At 42.7% G+C, this 20,187-nt stretch carries 16 protein-coding genes; 2 read left to right on the top strand and 14 right to left on the bottom strand.

Annotated elements, in window-relative coordinates:
• The first annotated feature begins 97 nt into the window (after positions 1 to 97).
• Entirely contained in the window at positions 98 to 1,516 is a 1,419-nt protein-coding gene (locus JEY82_RS01925; protein WP_304082074.1) for a phospholipase D family protein, read from the top strand.
• 31 nt (positions 1,517 to 1,547) lie between these two features.
• Here the strand turns inward: JEY82_RS01925 and JEY82_RS01920 are convergent, their stop codons facing one another.
• The 14 genes from JEY82_RS01920 to JEY82_RS01855 form a co-directional block, all read right to left on the bottom strand.
• Positions 1,548 to 2,687, bottom strand: a complete 1,140-nt coding sequence (locus tag JEY82_RS01920; protein ID WP_304082072.1) for a site-specific integrase — start codon at positions 2,685 to 2,687, stop codon at positions 1,548 to 1,550.
• A gap of 430 nt (positions 2,688 to 3,117) precedes the next feature.
• Positions 3,118 to 4,644, bottom strand: a complete 1,527-nt coding sequence (locus JEY82_RS01915) for an ATP-binding protein (RefSeq protein WP_304082070.1) — start codon at positions 4,642 to 4,644, stop codon at positions 3,118 to 3,120.
• Between the two features lie 25 nt (positions 4,645 to 4,669).
• Positions 4,670 to 5,104, bottom strand: coding sequence for a response regulator (locus tag JEY82_RS01910; RefSeq protein ID WP_304082068.1), 435 nt, complete (start codon positions 5,102 to 5,104; stop codon positions 4,670 to 4,672).
• 23 nt (positions 5,105 to 5,127) lie between these two features.
• A complete protein-coding gene (locus JEY82_RS01905; RefSeq protein ID WP_304082066.1) occupies positions 5,128 to 6,027 on the bottom strand; it encodes a sensor histidine kinase in 900 nt (299 codons plus the stop codon).
• On the bottom strand, positions 6,024 to 6,422 hold the full coding sequence (locus JEY82_RS01900) for a response regulator (RefSeq protein WP_304082064.1): 399 nt from the start codon (positions 6,420 to 6,422) through the stop codon (positions 6,024 to 6,026). The genes JEY82_RS01905 and JEY82_RS01900 overlap by 4 nt, the downstream gene beginning before the upstream one ends.
• An 8-nt stretch (positions 6,423 to 6,430) precedes the next feature.
• Positions 6,431 to 8,092, bottom strand: coding sequence for a PAS domain-containing sensor histidine kinase (locus tag JEY82_RS01895; protein WP_304082062.1), 1,662 nt, complete (start codon positions 8,090 to 8,092; stop codon positions 6,431 to 6,433).
• The gene (locus tag JEY82_RS01890) at positions 8,089 to 10,695 is read right to left on the bottom strand and encodes a PEP/pyruvate-binding domain-containing protein (protein ID WP_304082061.1); all 2,607 of its coding nucleotides are present in this window, start codon (positions 10,693 to 10,695) and stop codon (positions 8,089 to 8,091) included. Before JEY82_RS01890 ends, JEY82_RS01895 begins: the two co-directional genes overlap by 4 nt.
• Positions 10,696 to 10,713: 18 nt before the next feature.
• The gene (locus JEY82_RS01885) at positions 10,714 to 11,097 is read right to left on the bottom strand and encodes a response regulator (RefSeq protein ID WP_170830397.1); all 384 of its coding nucleotides are present in this window, start codon (positions 11,095 to 11,097) and stop codon (positions 10,714 to 10,716) included.
• A gap of 126 nt (positions 11,098 to 11,223) precedes the next feature.
• A complete protein-coding gene (locus JEY82_RS01880) occupies positions 11,224 to 11,772 on the bottom strand; it encodes a YIP1 family protein (RefSeq protein ID WP_304082057.1) in 549 nt (182 codons plus the stop codon).
• Between the two features lie 11 nt (positions 11,773 to 11,783).
• Positions 11,784 to 11,936 carry a hypothetical protein gene (locus tag JEY82_RS01875; protein ID WP_304082056.1) on the bottom strand — a complete coding sequence of 51 codons (153 nt, stop codon included), beginning with the start codon at positions 11,934 to 11,936 and terminating at the stop codon, positions 11,784 to 11,786.
• Positions 11,937 to 12,009: 73 nt separating this feature from the next.
• Complete coding sequence (locus tag JEY82_RS01870) at positions 12,010 to 13,860, bottom strand: DASS family sodium-coupled anion symporter (protein ID WP_304082054.1); 1,851 nt, start codon at positions 13,858 to 13,860, stop codon at positions 12,010 to 12,012.
• Between the two features lie 31 nt (positions 13,861 to 13,891).
• Positions 13,892 to 14,791, bottom strand: coding sequence for a response regulator (locus tag JEY82_RS01865; RefSeq protein ID WP_304082053.1), 900 nt, complete (start codon positions 14,789 to 14,791; stop codon positions 13,892 to 13,894).
• A gap of 29 nt (positions 14,792 to 14,820) precedes the next feature.
• Positions 14,821 to 15,249 carry a response regulator gene (locus tag JEY82_RS01860; RefSeq protein ID WP_304082052.1) on the bottom strand — a complete coding sequence of 143 codons (429 nt, stop codon included), beginning with the start codon at positions 15,247 to 15,249 and terminating at the stop codon, positions 14,821 to 14,823.
• A 353-nt stretch (positions 15,250 to 15,602) separates the two neighbouring features.
• The gene (locus tag JEY82_RS01855; RefSeq protein WP_304082050.1) at positions 15,603 to 17,276 is read right to left on the bottom strand and encodes a PAS domain-containing sensor histidine kinase; all 1,674 of its coding nucleotides are present in this window, start codon (positions 17,274 to 17,276) and stop codon (positions 15,603 to 15,605) included.
• A 230-nt stretch (positions 17,277 to 17,506) separates the two neighbouring features.
• On the opposite strand from JEY82_RS01855, the gene JEY82_RS01850 reads away from it, so the two are divergent.
• The gene (locus tag JEY82_RS01850; RefSeq protein ID WP_304082048.1) at positions 17,507 to 20,050 is read left to right on the top strand and encodes a sigma 54-interacting transcriptional regulator; all 2,544 of its coding nucleotides are present in this window, start codon (positions 17,507 to 17,509) and stop codon (positions 20,048 to 20,050) included.
• The last annotated feature ends 137 nt before the right edge of the window (positions 20,051 to 20,187 follow it).

Below are 20,187 nucleotides of genomic sequence, written 5' to 3'. Positions count from 1 at the left end.
TCAGTATCAACTGGCAACTTTAGTATTATTGTACTATTAAGCCCCTATCCAAAAGGATGTTGCGGCCTTTTTTATGCACAGGATTTAAGGAGCAGTTATGAAATTCCATTCTTTGAGAGGGGAAGGAAAAGAGTTCCGGTCAATTGAAAAACTCTTCGATGTGAAAGGCAGGATTCGTTCTGTCTCCATCGCGAGCGGTTATATTGATACGGCTTCAATCCAGCAGTTGCTTGATTTTTTGGAAGGCAGAAAAGATCAGCGCGGCTGTTTGCTTCGAATCTTCATTGATGAACATGCCAGTCATTACAATGATGAAAAAATTGGTGAAGAGCTTGCCCGGCTCAATAAGATTATTGTGGATAATTACAATAAAGGCAGCGGGATATATCTGGTTCGTTACGGATCAATATTCCATACCAAACTTTACCTTGTGAAAACAACTAAATGCGACACCTTTATCATCGGCTCCATGAATTTCACCTGCGCCGCCCGAGAGAGAAACGAAGAAGTGCTGCTGGAATCAAGGGATTTTAATACTGAACGAACTGTTTCAGCTCCTATTTACAGACAGATGGAGGAGTATTTCGAGTCATTGGTTGATGATGAAAAAAAGGTCGTAATTCTCAGTGAGAAGGTTCGAGATAAGGCTGTAAAAAGCAGTTCCTTGCGTGAAATCCTGCTTCAGGGAACGATATTTTACGAGAGCAAAGAAAGCGGGCTAACATCTTTCAAACTGGAGTTGCCCAACGAAATTGTGTCAAAATCCAGCGACCTAACTCCTGCCTTGCAGGATAAGACCACAGATTCCGTTTCACTTATGACTTTTTTTGACGAAGCAGATTTTGACGATGATGTTTTTGATAGCGGAAAGGGCTCGTGGAAACAATTTTGCGTTGAGACCTGTTACGGCTATTGGTGTCCGGTCATCTTCGATGATGAGGTTGAAGACGTCCTGTATGAAAAATTCAAAGTTCGCGCAAAAAAAATCAATCGTCTTGTCGACTTAGCAAAAAACAATCGTGAACATGCCAGACGCAAGCTACATGCGATTCATGCTGACATAAACAATTATTTTGTTGATCGTGAGATTCCTAATCGATGGAAATATGCTGACTTAGTTGAATTTAATGCTAGATGGGATAGGTGGTATGATGGCCTTCTGCTTAAATTCGAAAATGATAAATTTCTTAAAAAGTTAAAACGCAATGTTCAAGATGCCCTTGTCCCAGACATCTGGGCAGATGCTATGGCATCGGAAGAATTTGAGATTTCATTTTTGGAGTCTCTTATTTATGAAATGAAAAAACGGTCCGGTTGGAATAAGCCAGCGCAGAAGTTACGTGAAGATGTTATCGATAAAGCTGATGAATGGGAAGACCTTGAAGATGATAAACTGATAGATATTCTTAAGGCATGGGACGTTGAAGAATCCAGTCCTTCTCCTTTAGATGTTTTTTTGGGTATGGACGAGAATGATGATGAAGATGACGAAGACTGGGATGATGGCGACGATTAATGAAAAGTAAACCTAACTTTAGGTTCAACAATCAATCCCCACCACCCAAAACATCATCAGCCACAGAAGCAGCCCTACGCAACGACTCATCTGCCAAATGTGCATACCGCTGAGTCATCTGTGGACTTCCATGGCTTAGCAACTTCTGCAAAGTATACAGATCAACTTTTCCGCTCGAAGCTAGCAACGATGCAAAAGTATGTCGCAAACCGTGAAGCGGTCTGAAATCTTTGGGTAGACCAGCTTTATCACGGACTCTTCTGGCAATTCTGACAAACTCTGTACGCATGCTACCATCATGCCCAGGAAATACGTATTCACTTTCCACCTGATCGATTTGCCTTAGGATGTCATAAGTCAGTTGAGCCATAGGGATCTTTTCAGTCTTTCTCTTCTTGGCAGCTTCACCTCTGAGAGTGATAAACCTTTCCTCGAAATCAATGTCTTCCCATTTCAAAGCAAATAGTGCTCCACGACGCATGCCGGTAGCCAGAGCCAAGCGTAAAAGCGAAGCCGCATTCTGGTCGACTTCTTCATCGAGAGCTCGCCAGAAAGCCTTAAGCTGTTCTTGGGTCATACTCTCAGTCTTGGTGTTATCGACCTTGGGCATCTCGAAATGAAGTAAACGAGGATCGGGGGCATGACATAGCCCCTTCTTAATACTGAAATTCACGATACGCTTGAGGAGCGCAAGAACATGCTTGGTGGATTGAGGGGATAGTTTTTTTAGAAGGTCAGAGCGCAGCCTATCAATTTCTATGGTCCGCAGCTCTTCGGTTTCGTAATTTTCAAACTGGTCTTTGAGGTATTTATTATAGCGATTAATATCGCTTCGGAGGCTTTTGGTTACTTCACCGCGCTGGCGTAGATATTCATCCCATATTTTACCAACTGTCCATTTAGCATGTTCAGCCTCTTTGGCAGCCTTTTGGGCAACACGAGCTTCATCGTTAGTCGGAATATCTCCGTCTATTTTCATGGCCCGCAACTTAGAAGCTTTAGCTGGTGTCATGTCGTCACGATATTGCCGACCGACCTTCTCTTCTACAAGTTTTCCATTCTTCCGAAAACGAACATAGTAGACCTTTTCAATCTTTTTAGTCAGTTCATGGACACTTTCAATGAAGAATACACCAGGGTAATTCGTCTTAATCCTTTTAGCTCCAGCCATACATCCTCCTGCTCTTCCCCACACTCTTCCCCACACTTGTACTGAAAATGGATGAAAAAGCAAGCAAACAGATGCAAGTCATATTGCGATTAAGACTAGGAAAACAGCAGTATATGCAAACAAATGAAAAGCAGTGAAAATATTTGTTTACGGCCTTCTAAGCCGTTGGCCGAGGGTTCGAATCCTTCCTGCCGCACCAGCTTATAATAAAGGCTTACGACTTAAACGTTGTAAGCCTTTTTTTGCGTGGTTTGATCTTCCCCACATTTGGATGAAAATTAATCCCAGCTCTGAAAACACGAAAAAGCCCTCTTAATACTAGAGGGCTGCAACGTACATGGCAACTAAACCGAATTCAAGGGTAAAACGTTGCCATTTTCGACACATTACTGAAACCTAAAGCTCTCGCAACGGGCTATTCATTATCTCTTTAATTTGCGACAGCATCATTTACTTCCGCAACCTCAACGTCAAGGGCAGGAGGCAAAAACAGAGAAACAGTTGTGCCTTGGCCCGGCTTACTTGCAAGTTCCACTCGCCCGCCCAGCTCTTCAACAATCTTCTTAATCATTGCCAAGCCAAGCCCGCTGCCATCTTCTTTGGTAGAATAAAAAGGATTAAAAACACGATCCTGTTCATGCTCATTCATACCAACTCCGGTATCGGTTACCTGCAAAACAACATCGCCATCATGCAAATCAAGACTAAGTGTGATATCTCCGCCTTCAGGCATAGCTTCAACTGCATTTTTAATCAGATTAACAATACATTGCTTCAAAGCGTCTTCATCCCCAAGAACATTTGGAAGCGGAGACACAGAACAAACCTCTATCCGGTACCCCTGCTGACCATAACCGATCGACATCAATTCAGCCGCACCTTGAACAACCGAAACTATATCCAATTCCTTTCTTGATGAATGAGAAGAGCGAACAAAATTAAGCATATTAGTGAGCAATCTATCCAGTCGTTTTGTTTCTTCAACAATAATCTGAACCTTCTCCCGGTCCTTCTCGTTAAGACATGAAGACTTAAATAATGAATTGGCAAAGCCCCCTATTGCAAAAAGCGGATTGCGTATTTCATGAGCCAGATATGTAGACATCTCACCGATGACAGCAAGCTTATCACGTTGATTCTGGTGCTTTTCACGATGGGTTCGTTCAGTAATATCCCGATGCATGACCATTATGTGAGACATTTTACCCCTCATGTCGAAAATCGGATACGCATAGAGCCTGTAATATTGCAAAAGGCCATCGCTATTAACCTTTGTGACAAGGGATTCTTCTTTTTTTCCACTCTTGAGAGTCTTATGGAACGGACATTCAGGATCAAACTGATCACAAAAAGTGGACCCGTCACGCAGGCGTGCGGCGTTCCAGCAGGTTTTACCTATCAATTCACTTTTTGGGATTTCGGCTCTCCGCCATACAACACTATTTATATCCACAACACATCCGTTCTTATCCATAAGGAAAATATCTTCCCGGATCTCGTCTATGATCGACTGGATTAAAACCTGTTGGTGAGCTAAGTTATTCTTATAATTCCCCTTCACAAGCGCCATGTCATGCAGGCCGCAGAAGAACACAATTTCACGATGATCCATCAAAGAAACAGACTCCGGAAGATATTTTCTGAGACTCGAAAACATATCAATGCTGCCAGCCATTTCGATTACCAGATTAATTTCAGAATGTTCTTCAAGCATTTCAACATAGGTGTTGTATAATGGAATACCAAGCTCACGAACTGCAAGGATGTCTTTCTTTTGATGAATGTCGCTTATTGCGACCAGCGTCATATCAGGAAGAAACTCTCTAAAAACCTCATTGTTAATGATATCTAAAAGAACCTTAAGCCCAGGCCCAACTCCTACAATCCCTATAATAAAGGGATTCATTGAACCATTCCAATAGCAGAGTCTCATATTATCTTGAGAAAATTCAGTCATGAGATGTCTCCATGATTAAGCATGGTTATTCAGGATTACTCAACAGATCGTGGATATCTATTTTACCGTTACGGAGCATTTTCTGCTCATATGCCTTCTGTATTTTTTTAAATATATCCCGAAATGAAGCAGGTTTAAGGATATAATCAAACGCTCCATGCTGAATTAAATCTACAGCCCGGTTAAGAGAAACATGTCCGGAAAGAAAAACCGTCTCCACATCATAGCTATCCTGCTGAATTCTATGAAAGGTTTCCTCTCCGGAAAGTCCGGGCATTTTAATATCAAGCAGAACAACATCAAAATCACTTTCCGCCAGTTTTTCAAGAGCAATAACCCCGTCAGCAGCATCGTCGACCACTAAACCTTTATCTTTAAGCATACGGACTGTAGTTTTCCGAAAACGTTCCTCGTCATCCACAACTAAAACTTTAATAATCCCCTTTGAAGATTTTTCCATCTTATACTCCTGATATTCTGATATTAAATAGGAACATGAACGGTAAAAGCAGCGCCCTTTCCCAGCTCTGAGTCTACAGTAATATAACCGCCCAACTGATTTACAATCCGAAGACTGACGGACAGTCCTAGGCCTGTCCCCTTCCCGGGAGGCTTGGTCGTATAAAAAGGATTAAATATTTGCTTTATCTCCTTTTCAGAAATACCCGGTCCGGTATCACGAATCTGAGCAAAAGCCATATCATCACTGTTCCAGGTGGTTACCAGAATCTCGCCGCTCTTATCTACAGCCTGAACGGCGTTATTCAGTAGATTAAGAAAGACCTGCCGCAACAAAGGTGGGTCTGTTTTTATTTTCGGAATATCAGCGCTGAATCTTTTTACTATCCGGATATTTTTGGCTTCAGTCTCGGATTGAAGCAAATTCAACATATCCAGTAACAATCGATTAATATCTGCACACTGTGTAACCGGATGTCTCTTTCGGGCAAAATCCAACAACTTATGAGTAATGTCAGAGCACCGTTCCACCTGCTGAAAAACAACATCCAGACTTTCCCGTAGCTCATCCATTTCTTTCTGGGTCGAATCTGAGTGAAGATTTGTCCGCATCAATTCAGCTTCCTGCATGATAATACTCAGCGGATTATTGATCTCATGCGCTATACCTGTTGAAATTTCACCGAGCGCAGATATTTTTTGAGATTGTACGAGCTGATTCTTAAGGTCCGTCTGTTCATCACATGCTTGCTTGAGCGAGCAGGATGATGACCTGAGAATCAACCACAACCCAATGGACGATAATACCGCTGCAACACTTCCTGCAAAAGGCCATTCATAAGCAACAACCAATATCACCAAATATGACAGAGGATATGCGTATTGCCCCAATTGGAGAGTTTGCTTAGCCCGTGTAAGAGTCATGAAACATTCCTGCTCTGTCGCTTAAGCTCTGAGTGCTCGTTCGCGGCGCGTATTCTTTCAAGCAGATCATCAATCAAAAAAGGCTTAAGAATATAGTCATATGCGCCATGACTGATACCCTCGATTCCTGACTGCACGGAACCATGCCCCGTAAGCATGATAACTTCGACATCATGATATCTGCGCCTGATTTCCTTAAGAGTTTCAATACCGCTCAGTCCCGGCATTCTAACATCTAAAATGACCACATTCACTGAAGTCTTCGACAAAAAGTTAAGGGCTTCCTGTCCGTTATTTGCAACATCCACATCAACATTTCGCTTCGCAAGTCTCCGCCCTATCAACTTCAAGAAATCAGGTTCATCATCCACCACAAGCACTCTTATTCTGGACATGGTCCCTCCTAGCTATCGTGGACAACGCCTGATAGCGGTAGAAAAAAAGTAAATACAGCCCCCTGCCCATGTTCACTTTGCACTGTGATTTTACCACCCAGTTTATTCAATGTACTGTATATAATTGATAGGCCCAATCCTGTACCCTCGCCTGCTGATTTTGTTGTAAAAAACGGATCAAAAACTTTTGTAAGCTGATCCGGCAATATCCCCGTCCCCGTATCCTTAACTCCCATAGCAATGAAAGATCCCTCGACACGGCTTTCCAATGTGATACTTCCATTCTCAGCAACAGCATCAATTGAGTTTTCCAGCAAATTAAGAATTATCTGCTGTACCTGATTAGAATCTGTAGTTATTAATGGAAGGTTTGAGTCAAGATCAAAAACGACTTCAATATTGCGATACTTGATTTCATTTTCCAGAAAAGCAACGGTCTGTTTAGCCAGAATATTAAGATCAACATCTTCCTGAGCCGGCTCCATTCTACGGGCAAAACCCAACATTCTATGAGTCACTGTCCGCGCTCTTTCAACATGACGGTCAATGTCGCTGACAGCCTCATTGAGATCATCCAAAGCTTCGAATCCGTCCAATTCTCCATCGTTGATGAGATCGCGAATCCATCCGGCGCTTTCCCTTATAATAGACAAAGGATTATTAATTTCATGCGCAACTCCTGCCGCCATCTTACCGAGAGAAGCCATTTTACTTGATTGCATAAGTGTCGCATCCAGCGCAGCTCTTTCATCATTCGCAGCCTTTAATTTCCCGACCACAGACGCAACAGTCAGATACGTGCCGGCAAAAATCATACATGCGCAAATCAGAAACAAAAGATAAACCATGGATTGAACCCGCAGCAACGGCGAAAGCTCTTCTCCGGGACTTTCAGTCACCACAAGTTTCCAGTCGGTAAGTGACAAAGAGGTTATAGCCGCAACATGAGTTGTTCCACTTTCAGTCCATTTACAAATATCCACAGGTCTGCCACCGGAATATTCAGGCAGCGTGGCTTTGGATAAAACCTTACCGCCAAATCTTGAGGAAGTTTGAAGTTCCCAATTACGATTGACCAGATAGGCATCACCGAGCTTACCGCTCCGCACATTTCTGACAAGAGTAGTAAAAACATCAGAATCAATGGTGGCCCTTAATATCCATGTTTTACCAGCCTCTCGCCTTTTCACTGCAATGATGAAATGTGGAAAATTTCTAAATCCCATAAAAACATCACTTACATAGACTCCTTTAAGCATAACCTGATTAAACCATGCTTCGTCTTTGTAATTAACATCCCGGAGATCAAAAGGACCACTATAAGCCTCATGGCTTCCATCCGGACCGATAACGCCAAGGTCTATAAATGACCGTGAGGTATTATGAATTATATCAAAAAGAGAATTCAGATATGTTTGGTCAGTCATCTGCGCGAGCGTGTGCGTATTGGCAAGATTCTGCAATTGCACCACCCGTTCATTTAAAAACATGTCGATGGTATCTCGCTTGCTATTAACAACGAGCACCAGATTACTGGTCAGTTTTTCTTCATAAGATTTACTGAACTGATCATGAATGACATAGCCCAATGCAAAAAGAGGTATGAGAGAAAAGCATAAGGTTATTGCAATCAGTTTCCATCTCAGCTTCGTGTAGGAAGTGCTTGTCATAAGGACCTCCCCTGCTCGGAAGATTGGATACTATAACTTGATAGAACAGCTTCTATGTCCTGCGCGAATTTAACCTGATAGTTCCGATATGCATTAGAATCCGACATAACCATGTCAATTTGTCTGGTATGAACCAGCAAATATCCGGCAACAGCAAGTGCCTGCTCAACAGCTTCCGCCGCAACGCCTTCAATTCTGGCAAAAAGCGAGTCTTCCTTTACATCAACAATAAATCCCTGTTTTTCGAGAATTCCGGCAATTAACCAAGAACGAATCATGCGGCGTGACTTGTCAGCCCCCCCGCCGGAAAATTGAAAAAACGCATAATTTTCATCAGGGTCATCACCCGCATACCCTTCCACAGTGCAAAAATGGAAACCGAAGCGGGATTGAAGGTTGCAATAATTTCTGGACACTATGAAATAGTTACGGTCACCCATATTATTAGACATGCCCGGAGCCAGTGCCGGATTACAGGCCGCTTCAGAAATGACAGACATCAAACCGGCGGCCTGAACCGGAGGCGGTCCGTCCCACGGAATTTGCGTCATACCGATCCATAACGCTTTCATAGTATTTGATTTAATATCAGAGAGACTTATATATTTATCATCAACCGAAGAAGAAGTTCCGCCTCCGAGGTCGATCAGCCAGTATTGAAGTAAACGTTCTCCCTTCAATCTCTTGGCATTTGCTGCGGACATAGCATTTTCACGGAACATTTCCGCGACAGCCTTTTCATGACAAAATCTGGTAATATCATGCAGCGATGCACAATTAGACGGTGTAAATTTAGAAGAATCCGGGTCCGTCAACGAAAGCGGAACAATAAAAGGCAGGGTATTTCGTAAGGCTGTTATTACGGGATTATTCTGCGGCAAAACCGCAAGATTATCTCGAGTATAATTTTGACCACTCAGAAACCCGCGATAAATCCTGCCCGTTGCAGTATTAACACTGACAACACCGACTCCTGATAACTTTTCCACAGCTCCCGTAATTCCAATAAAAGCTGGAATTCCGAATTCTCTGGCAACATTCGCAAGATGTCCGGTCGCACTGCCATGCTCTGAAATCAGAGCTCCGGCCCTCGGCAACAAAGCAGCAAGACGAGGTTTGGCATTATAAGTAAGTAAAATTGCGCCGTCGGGAAAATTAAACATGTCATCATCTGTTTCGACTATAACGACTTCACCGCAGGCAAAACCGTGACTGGCTGGAATACAATTACTCAAAATAGCGAGCGATTCATGTTCATCTTTTTTAGGAATTGAATCGCCATTGCTCTGCGACTCAGCGACAGACAAGGGACGACATTGCAATATATAAATCTGACCGTCAGACGATTTAACCCATTCAATATCCTGCGGACAATTGAAATGCTTTTCAATCCTGAGCGCAATTTCAGCAAGTTCAATAATTACAGAATAAGGAATTGAAGGAACACTGCGTCTGTTTTCAGACACTTTAACTCTATTAATTTGACCATTTGACGAACTTAGACATTGCCACTCTTTATCAGCGATAAAAACATCACGAAGCGTACGATCAGCACGATCCATAACCCATGTATCCGCAAGTGCACTTCCGTCAACAATCGAACAGGGGTGACCCGGCACTCCGCTTATTATCAGAGCATTCTTGTGTTTCCCAATAGGATCACGAGTGTATATGACTCCGCCAGCCACGGATTCAATCATTTCAAGACATCCTACACACATGACAAGCTCATCTTCACGAAGCCCCTGATTAAGCAGGTAAGTCATGGCGGTAGCAGAATACATACTTGCAACAACAGCCCTGTAAGAATCCGTTATATTTTCGGGAGAAACACCCAAAACAGAAAGAAATTGCCCCGCAAAACTGGCCTCTCCGGAATCTTCTCCTAACGCACTGCTGCGTATTGCCAACCGTAAATCATGTCTGTCTTTCAAAAGTTCTGAGCTAGCCCCTTCGATATAATCTTCAAGCTCAATCGGCATAGCAGCTAAATCTATTGCATGTTTTATGCTTGCTTCCAGAGTTTGAAGCTCATTTAAATCATTACCGTCGGTTATCTGAATCAACCGGTTGATCTCATCATCCAGACCGGAATTTTCCATAAAAAACATAAAGGCTGAAGCTGTTATGGAAAACCCTTCAGGAACTTTAAGACCCAGCTCAGAACGAATTTCTCCAAGCATAGCCATTTTAGATCCTGTTTCGGAAATTGATTCTGCACAAATTTCATCCATAGTTAAAATCAACGGTCCTCGAGACTGCTCAGAACGACTGTCCGAAGCTTTTTCCATCTCCATAACAATAATATTAAAAACATCTTTTAAGGCATCATATTTTCCTGGATTCATGCGACATAAACGCTCTATCATCTGACGGACATTTGCCGAGACTTTAAGGCTTTGAGATCTCACATGTGACATTCCGAAAAGAGAATTTAAACGAGCTTCTTCACTCATCTCCGCCATAATTTCCAACGCTTTGTTATTCGCGGCAAGTAGTAATCTGAAATTTTCGCAACGCGCGATAAACTGCCTTGATCCGTCATCCTTCTCAGTTGAAGGATTTCGTACAACTCTTGATATAATCTCAAAGATGGAACGCATAATTATCTCTCCGGCTGGTCAAACTAAATCGAGAGTCCGGGACCGAATCGCATCTAACATTTTGTAGTATAAATCTTCGGTTCCGACCGGCTTCAGCAAAAAGTCAAAAGCCCCGCATTCCATTCCCTCGACAAGAGCTTCAGATTTCGCATGCCCCGTTAAAATGATTACAGGAAGAGCAGGAGAAACAGCCTTAATCTGCCGAAGGGTCTCAATACCATTCATACCGGGCATCATTACGTCTAAAACAACGACATCAAAATCTGTAGCTTTTACAGCTTCGACAGCGTCCCGCCCTCGACACGCCACACTAACTTCAACATTACGACGAACCAGCCTCCGCACATAAGCGTTAAGGAAGTCGTTTTCATCATCTACCAGCAGCAACCTTATTTTCTTCATGTCCGGATACTCCTCAAAAATTTTCTTACCAGTGGGACCGGGGACTCTATGCCCCCGGTCTTGTCGGGTGAGGGAGTGAGAGCAGGGTCATGTTGTGGGCAGGTAAAAATTGTTATGGCTTAGCCGCTACCCGAACATTGACCGCACTTCTAAAACCAACGGAGCGGCTGTCCAAAAAAATATCAACAGTAAAACAGCAGTTATTATAACTAAAAAAGCCGCCTGCATCTTTCTTAAACCGCAAACTTTGACCAGCCCGATTCCTACAAGCACAGCACGAACAGGCTCCAGTATCATTGCAAGACCGGGAATCCATGAAATGACCATGAGAGCTCCGCCGGCATAAGCATAAACATTAAAAACCTTGCTGTATGGCACTCTGCTCCGGGTCGACATACTGATCATACAAAAGGAAAAAGCAGCTCCGAGCGCGGGCATAAAAACGGCATTAATCATCATAATAACGCCCATAGTGAGGGAATTTTCAAAGAAATATGTCATGCTTACGGAGCAATAAAAAATTCCCGAAATCATTAAAAAGAAGAGCGCCCGTCTAGACCCATTCTCGTCTGCAACACTTTCAAAATATTTAGCAGGGGAACGCATAATCGCGAAAAGAGTATCCATGTACTCCCTGATTCCCATCTTTTCAGCCTGCGTGCATGAAGCTTCCATAACCCTTCCTCCTAGCCTATTAATCGATTTAAGCCTTCAACCATGCCCCAACCGAGCATGACAAGCGTGAAAACAAAAAGGAATCTCCGCTCGGTTTGCTTTGAAAAATATGTGTTGCCGTTTTCATGGATAAAAAGCTGTTCTTTTTTTTCATCGCTTTTCATAATGTTACCCTCCTGACCCGGCGGCCCCCTCAATGGGGAAACCGCCGGAGTATATAAAACTGATTATCGTTTTTTAAAATCCCGGTAAGCTACCGAACCCGATTCCACACCAGTATAACGATGTGAGAATGACGATCATAATGTTCGCAATAAACCACATAGGCACCCCGACTCTAAGGTAATCCTTAGGCTCAAGATATCCTGAGGCGTATACAATTGCGTTAGGGGGAGTTCCGATAATGAGGCAGTAAGCAAAGGAAGATGAAATAGCTGTAGCCATTGCCATAAACGGCAGGAATGTTGTTCCCGGATGGACAATACTAGCCATATTCAAAGTGATAGGACCAACTGCGGCCGCGGCCGGACCATCAGCCATTAAGTTTGTCAGTACAGCTGTCAAACCGTTCGAGGTAAGCATGAGGGGGATCCCCTTATCCATACCGAGCGGAGCAAGAGAATCAATAACAGACTGAGCTAACCAATATGCAGCACCGGTCTTATCCAATGTACGACCAAAGATGATTGCACCTGCATAAAGCCAGACTACACCCCAGTCGACCTTCTCCTGATAATCGCGCCAGTTAACAACACCGGTCAACAGGTAGGCAACAGCTCCGGCAACGGCGATTACACCGATACCCAGACGGATAGGATAGATTCCCATGTTGAAAAATGCCTTCTCAGTAAACCAACCGAAGACCATAATAACAAAGATGATCATGGCCCATATCTGGTTCTTATTCCACTTACCCATCTTTACTATTTCACCTTCGAGGTGACGCATAGCCGGAGCAAGAGAACGAATTCTCGGTTTGAAAACAGTATTGGTTACGATCCATGTGATCGGAATCATCGCGATGACAAACGGCATACAGTACATAATCCACTGTGCATAACCAATGTCCATGCCGAACATGTCTGACAAATAAGTCATCATAATAACGTTTCGTGCTCCACCGGAAGGAGCACCAGGACCACCGATGTTACAAGCCATAGCAATTGCGATCATCAACATCTTGGCAAGTTCCTTATCTTCAGGAATCTCGTCAGTAAGACTGTTCTGATAAAGCAACATACCGATGGGCAGGAACATTGCTGCCAGTGCATGGTCTGAAATAAACGCTGCAAGCGGGCTGATTACAAGGAAGAATATCAACGTAATCCAGCGCACATTAGGAACTGCCAGTTTTTTAAACATGAGCAGACACATTCTCTTATCCACTCCCGTCTTGACGAAAGCGGCCGCGAACATCAGCGAACCCATGATAAACCAGCAGGCATCTGACCAGTAAAGACTTGCAACCTCACTTCGTGAGACTACTCCGCTAAAGACAAGAATCAGACCGATACAAAACGACACACCGGGAAGCGGCATACATTCTGTCATGAAGCAGAAGACAACAAAGACAACCATAGCGATGGCAACCTTGATTTTCCATGCTCCCTTATCAGCACTCTTCTTTTCTGAAGAGGATAAATCCTCATACGAAAGATTCTTGTTCCGAAGATCAAACGCTTTCTTCATTACCGTGAGATAAGCTGCGTCTGTAAGTTTGGTATCTACGTAATTAAGAGCCTTTTTCAAATTGGCTGAATCAGCTTGAATCTTGTACTTCTTCAGCCATTTAGCATCACGCTTCATGAAACGAGCCTTGGATAAGGCCCCCATGCGCATATTTTGTTCCATCATCTGAGCAGTCAAAACCTGCCACTGCTCAACTTCAAAACTTTTAGTGTTAAAAAGTTGTTCACAAATATAATTAGTTACAATCTTCGGGCCTACAGAATACTGCATTCCCACCTTTTTCATTCCCTGTGTTGCTGGAAGAAGAAGGAGCACCGTGAATATTACTACTGGAATTATCAGCAACTTCCAGTTGACGAACTTATCGTATCCTGTCGCCCTTTTTTCTGCTTGTGCCATGTTTCACCTCTATCGCTTTACTTCAGTATAATTAACTCGATGAGATTATCCGGGCGATCTCATAGAAGAGTTCCTGCTCCCGGACGATGCCTATGTCCCTGCCGTCTTTCTGAACAACCATGCGCCGTGCAGGCATTGTCACCATATTGTTGGCAACATCCATTAGGTTTGCGTCAAAACTGATGGTCGGAAGTGTTTCAGACATCAGTTCACGCACAGGTTTGTTCATGATTTCTTTAACGCGGGAAGTAAAAAGCCCTTCCCAGAACATGGCTGAATACTGCAGACTATCCGCCGTAGAAGGCTTAGGAGCTGACAGATAATCGGGCCTGATTGCGTTGATAAGATTTAAGGGATTAAGTATACCGACGACATTACCGCTGGGATTAGTGACAACAACCGAACGATGTCCTGTGTCCATCAACTTATTCGTAGCTACAAATTCACTCATAGCCTTTTTCAGTGCTGCGATGGCATCACGCACGGTGCTGTTATCCGGAATCAGAGTATAGTCATCCAGAGGAATCATTATTTGCTCTACCAGCTTCTCCTGATAGGGCTTTTTGGAAACAGAAGCATGAGCGTCATGGATTTTATCAGCCAAAAGATCGATATCACATGGCTTGGCAAGAAAATCGAACGCGCCTGTTTTATGAGCTTTTCTGGCACCGGAAAGATCTCCATGACCTGTAAGCATGATTATTGGAAGATCGGGCTTAAGATCCTTAATCCGAGCCAATGTTTCATGTCCGTCCATTCCACTCATTTTCACATCCAGAATGACTACATCCGGATTTTCCCCCAGTTTTTCCAAAGCTTCTTCACCACTCTCCGCCAAGACTGTTTCAAATCCTTTGCGGGACAGTATCTTAGCTGTCGTGTTACGGAAGCGTTCCTCATCGTCGACCATGAGGACCTTAATCTTACTCATTATCAACCTCCTTGAAGTTCTATCAATTTTTACTTTCTACCTTCGACGACATCAGCCATCCGGGCGGAAAGAATTTTCTTCTTGTGGCGTGAAACTTTTTCAAAAGCCTCCTCAACCTTCCCAAGAATGTCCTTCATACTCACCGGCTTAACCAGGAAATCCATCGCACCCAACTTCAGACCTTCCACTGCGGACTCCATCGTTGCGTGTCCCGTGAGAATGATCACTTCGATAAGCGGGTAATCTTTCTTGATACGCTGCAAAGTTTCCATGCCATCCATTCCAGGCATCTTTATATCGAGAAAGATTACATGTACGTTTTCAGTCCTAAGCAGTTCGAGAGCATCCTTTCCGGACGTTGATGTAAAAACATCAATCCCCATCTTCTCGAAAAGTTTTTTTGTTGTGCTGAGCAGACGCTCTTCGTCATCTACAAGCATGATTTTCATCTGTTCCATAGCTGTCTCACATTGTGTCTGACTTCATTTTAGGTGAAGCCAAACACCTTAATCTGGTTGCTTGTGACTTCTCCGTGCCTTTTCCCAACTTGTTTTTACGTATTTCTAACGCTTACTTTTGCAACCAGCGTGCCAATCACAAGTGACTGAAATAAATCATTTTAATCACGCAATAGTTTGTTTAAGCATTTAACAATCAAGCAAAAGAAGAATTCTTCCAAAAAAAAATCCTTCTTGCCCAGCAATTTTATGCTGAGTCAAAAAGGATTTTTAAAAGTATTAATATTTAGAATTAGCTACAAGGGATAAACCTTAAACGCATGCACTGTTAAAAAGGACTTTATGATTCAAAATTAGTTATTAATTCCCGGTAAAGTTATCGTAAAAACTGTGCCCTCATTCTTAACACTTTCGACGATTAGGTCACCACCAAGAGACGTTATTATAGTATGGCACACTGACAGACCGAGGCCTGTACCCTTTCCCGGAGCCTTAGTAGAAAAGAAAGGAACAAAAACCTTGTTCAAATAATCAGGACTGATGCCTGTCCCATTATCGCTTACCTTAATAACAGCACTTCCATCCGCTCCGCGCGCAGCATCAACTCTGACTTTTCCACCTTCAGAACCATGTCGATCAATAACGGCATGAATCGCATTATTAAGCAGATTAACCATTACCTGCTGCAACTGCCCGGGATCAGCCTCAATTAAAGGTGTTTCAGGACTGATCGTACAGCTCATTTGTATACCATGAACAACGGCTTTCTTTTCAACCATAGCCCCCACTCCGGGCAAATAAACTGCAAGATTAATATTCTGCAACTCAGGCTTATTGCTCCGACCGAAATTAAGAATTTCACGGGTAATGCCTGCGCAACGATCAATCTGCAACTTCAACTGATCGGCGATATCCTGAACTTCATCGCGTATTACCGGATCGCAGTTGCTTGAAAACACATCTTCAAGAACCATCTCCAACAATGCGAGGTCACTTTTCATTATTTGCAATGGATTATTTATTTCATGAGCAAAGCCAGCCGACATTTCTCCGAGCTCGGCAAGACGAACTGCCCGCATAAGCTGGTTTTCAAGAGCACAGACATCACCGGCCTGACGTTCAAGTGTTTCATAAATTTTACGGCTAGCAAAAAAGGCCAGAACAACAATGAAAGCACCTCCGCAAAGAAGAATAATAAGAACTGTATATCCGGCATTATTAGTTGATCGAAAAGCATCAACTCTCTTTTGCCGAACGATAAGCCGCCATTTACCATCATTCATAAGAGCAGATGTAAATAAATAATCAGCACCGTCATCATTTCCGAGGAACGACATTATGTTTTTTTTCTGAAACGGATAATTAAACAAATCATTTTCGAGAAGTCTTCCACCGGATCTGCGCGCAGTCTGAAATTTACCATCCTGACTTACAATATAAGCCTCGCCGGTATCTCCAAGTTTAACTCCATCAACAAGTTTTCTAAAAATATCCGGATTGATAGTACCTCGCAGCACCCATGGCTTACCATCTATGCGTTTCATGACTGCCACAACAAAATGCGGAACATTACGATATCCTAAATATACATCACTGACATAATATCCCTTTTTAACAGCACCTTGATACCAAGGCGCATCAAGATATTTCTTTTCAGCCAGTTCATATGCTCCTGCATATGACACCTGAACCCCATCCGGTGCAATCAAACCCAAATCCTGAAATACGCCACCAGCATATTTATACATCAAAGCAATATCTTCATGCTCCAACCCTCGTTTCAAATGCTCAGGGGGTATTAAATTCAAATATTCCTGCAAATCCGACTGCCTCTCTTTAAGGAATACCGAAATTATATCCCTATGATCTATAGCCGATTGACGAATTGCACTTACAACCAATTTTTCCGTTGTTTTTGAATAGGAATAATAACCGATAGTCACCGCCAGAAGAAGCGGTATGGCGGGAACAATAATCATTGAAACGAGAAGGAGTTTATGAACTCCGCGATACACCTGTTTTTTCATCATGAAATCCTTTTGCACGAAATTGCCACATTTTTTTCAGCATTACTCAATTATTACAAACTATTATATTATCTAGCAAAAACCATGTTTAAAATTCACACATGACATACTTTTAAAGCAATCCGTATGCCAAAAGCTATTGACAATACAAAGCGAAGAGGCATACCGCAAAAGATAGTGAAATTATGAACTATCTATAATAAAGATGATCTGTACCCAAGGAGAACGGCATGGCTGAATCCTCATCAGATAAAAAATCCAATAAGGAAGGCTTGCGAAATATCGTAAGCAAAATATCTAGAAAACTGGGGCTCAGAGGAAAGTTATTACTCACTCTCCTTCCCTCCATTTTAGCAATCCTACTATTTACAGGATATACGTCTTACCGCGTAGCTGACGAGTATGTTAACATTGCACTTACTCGAACCGTCAAAATCCAAACTTTGGCAATTGTTCACGAAGTCGAGCAATACATGGATACTTGCAGAACAGACCTGCTTTTCTTCGCGCAAGGCGATATGCAGTCTAACTCACTGCGAAACATGATGGAGAGACACTTACGGGCAGGCGGAAATAAATATTTTGAACTTGCCTATCTTCCTGCATCGGGAGGAAAACCCGTCGTCCTTGTGCAGCGAAATGGAATAATTAATGAGATGAGTCTAACCGAATCATCACGGATAGAGCCGAATCCCCTGTTGGAACTCGAAAAAATAAATTTGCTAAAACCAGGGGAAGTTCAGCCTTCACAAGTGATGAAAGTTGTATACCCTCTACCCGATGCCAATGCTTCAAATCTTCATATCAGCACTCATGTCATTCGTTTTTATACCTATTTTCCCGGAGACCATAAAAATCCTCCCGGAATTTTATTTCTTTCAGTCGAAGCTTCACAGATACGTAATATTCTTTCACTGTATAATTCGGAACAATCCCCCTTATGGGCATTCCCCAGAAGTCAGGAACTGCGATTCAGCTACCTTTTAAACACTGAAGGCTGGATTCTATTTCAATCGGCTTCGATTCAGGAAAAAGACAAAGAACTCACAACCTTTCTTGCCAGAGAAAATTTTGAAGGAACATTAGGCAAACAGGGACATGCTTCCGCGTTCAGGCCAAATAAAAATCACGCAACATACTGGCAAGCTCTGGAAAAAATTAAAAATAATGAATACGGTTTGCTAGAAATTGCTGAAACAGATGAAGCCAATTCAAACGTCAAATCTTATTATTTCTCTTACGCTCCTGTTAACTTCAAAACGGCTGTAAACAGCCCTCCCATGGTTTACGGCGGGGTTATATTTGTAGACAGAAGCCAACTCCCGATCATCGCGGGATATAAACATTTTGACGTAATGCTTATGGTCACAATCGGCACAATTGCGCTTATATCGTTCCTTATACTTTGCATCGGAAAAATTCTAACAACTCCGGTCCTCAGACTGGCCACAAGAATGAACGAACTGAGTTCACTGGAAACATTAGAGGAAATTAATCTTCCATACTGCGGGTTTGATGTGGAGATGCTTCAACGTTCGATTAACAACATTATCAGGAGGGTTAAACAGCAGGTTACTGAGCTACAGGCCAAGGATGAAGCCATCTTCAATGTAAACAAACGTGAACCGGCAGATCTTAAACGGGAATTAGAAACTCTGGTGGACGTAGAACTAAGTCTCATACCTGAAATAATTGGACATGGTCCGATAATTTCAAGCCTGAAATCCGACATATTAAAAGCCGCTCAAGTAGATGTAGATGTTCTCATTTCCGGAGAAACGGGAACCGGCAAACAACTTGTCGCAGAAGCCATCCATAGTCAGAGCAACCGCAAAAAATTGCCTTTTGTTGCTATCAACTGTGGTGCGCTTGATGAAAACCTTTTGCTGGATGTATTATTTGGGCACGTCAAAGGAGCATTTTCTGATGCGAAAACCGACCGCAGCGGAGCTTTCAATGAAGCGAACGGCGGAACGTTATTTCTGGATGAAATCCAATCTGCATCACCAAAAGTTCAGCAATCACTTCTTAGAGCTATTGCATCAAGAAAAATAAAACCTCTAGGCAGTGATAAAGAAGTTGATTTCAATGTCAGAATCATTGCCGCAACTAACGTCGACATACCTTCTCTGATTAAACAAAAGATTTTCAGAGAAGATTTATATTATCGACTGAAAGTTGTCTCAATTGCGACTCCAGCACTACGGGAACACCCTGAAAATATCCCGTTGTTGAGTATTTATTATCTCAAGCAAGCCGAACAGCTCACCGGGCGGACCGATATGGGCATCAGTAAAGGAGCGCTTAGTAAACTGGTATCCTACCAATGGTCCGGTAACGTTCGCGAACTTGTCAATTGTATAACAAGAGCCACAGTAATGGCTGAGGGCAAGATCATCCAGCCAGAGGAAATTAGGCTTGAAGGTGAAATCGAATCAAAAACACCACTTTCCGATGTTGACGCGACCTCTTTTTCAGAGAAAGAAAATATCCATAATCCCGTAGAAGAAAAACCTTCCGACCCCCAAAAACAAGAAAAAAGTAAACCGGTTGAAACCATAGACGAAACATCGCAGTTAAATGAAAGACAAAGTGCAGCATGGCCTACGATTAGAACCAAAAAGACAGTTACACGCAAAGAATATCAAGAAATGGTTGGAGGACGTCTTCCAACGCGTACTGCTATATATGACCTGCAGGATTTTGTTAAACGTGAAATGCTCACCAAACAAGGACGGGGGCCGTCAACCAGATATGTAGTCTCAGTTAAATAAAAGAAATCCCGTGCGTTACCGCACGGGATTTCTTTTATTGGAAAAAAGCAATCTTATATATCCTGAATTCAACTCGCAAGTGCAACTCTAATGAACTTTGCATAAAGGATAAGCTGCGTTAACTTTACAGCTTCTCC

Source organism: Maridesulfovibrio ferrireducens, assembly GCF_016342405.1.
In the GTDB taxonomy this organism is placed as follows: Bacteria; Desulfobacterota; Desulfovibrionia; order Desulfovibrionales; family Desulfovibrionaceae; genus Maridesulfovibrio; species Maridesulfovibrio ferrireducens_A.
The sequence above is the reverse complement of the archived record's forward strand: the minus strand, read 5'-3'. Positions and strand labels throughout refer to the sequence as shown.

Excerpts from the sequence above, each read along its gene's own strand:
- JEY82_RS01920 (WP_304082072.1), bottom strand. The coding sequence starts at position 2,687 with ATGGCTGGAGCTAAAAGGATTAAGACGAATTACCCTGGTGTATTCTTC.
- JEY82_RS01850 (WP_304082048.1), top strand. The coding sequence starts at position 17,507 with ATGGCTGAATCCTCATCAGATAAAAAATCCAATAAGGAAGGCTTGCGA.
- JEY82_RS01890 (WP_304082061.1), bottom strand. The coding sequence starts at position 10,695 with ATGCGTTCCATCTTTGAGATTATATCAAGAGTTGTACGAAATCCTTCA.
- JEY82_RS01875 (WP_304082056.1), bottom strand. The coding sequence starts at position 11,936 with ATGAAAAGCGATGAAAAAAAAGAACAGCTTTTTATCCATGAAAACGGC.
- JEY82_RS01860 (WP_304082052.1), bottom strand. The coding sequence starts at position 15,249 with ATGGAACAGATGAAAATCATGCTTGTAGATGACGAAGAGCGTCTGCTC.
- JEY82_RS01870 (WP_304082054.1), bottom strand. The coding sequence starts at position 13,860 with ATGGCACAAGCAGAAAAAAGGGCGACAGGATACGATAAGTTCGTCAAC.
- JEY82_RS01885 (WP_170830397.1), bottom strand. The coding sequence starts at position 11,097 with ATGAAGAAAATAAGGTTGCTGCTGGTAGATGATGAAAACGACTTCCTT.
- JEY82_RS01855 (WP_304082050.1), bottom strand. The coding sequence starts at position 17,276 with ATGAAAAAACAGGTGTATCGCGGAGTTCATAAACTCCTTCTCGTTTCA.
- JEY82_RS01910 (WP_304082068.1), bottom strand. The coding sequence starts at position 5,104 with ATGGAAAAATCTTCAAAGGGGATTATTAAAGTTTTAGTTGTGGATGAC.
- JEY82_RS01895 (WP_304082062.1), bottom strand. The coding sequence starts at position 8,092 with ATGACAAGCACTTCCTACACGAAGCTGAGATGGAAACTGATTGCAATA.
- JEY82_RS01905 (WP_304082066.1), bottom strand. The coding sequence starts at position 6,027 with ATGACTCTTACACGGGCTAAGCAAACTCTCCAATTGGGGCAATACGCA.
- JEY82_RS01915 (WP_304082070.1), bottom strand. The coding sequence starts at position 4,644 with ATGACTGAATTTTCTCAAGATAATATGAGACTCTGCTATTGGAATGGT.
- JEY82_RS01925 (WP_304082074.1), top strand. The coding sequence starts at position 98 with ATGAAATTCCATTCTTTGAGAGGGGAAGGAAAAGAGTTCCGGTCAATT.
- JEY82_RS01900 (WP_304082064.1), bottom strand. The coding sequence starts at position 6,422 with ATGTCCAGAATAAGAGTGCTTGTGGTGGATGATGAACCTGATTTCTTG.
- JEY82_RS01865 (WP_304082053.1), bottom strand. The coding sequence starts at position 14,791 with ATGAGTAAGATTAAGGTCCTCATGGTCGACGATGAGGAACGCTTCCGT.
- JEY82_RS01880 (WP_304082057.1), bottom strand. The coding sequence starts at position 11,772 with ATGGAAGCTTCATGCACGCAGGCTGAAAAGATGGGAATCAGGGAGTAC.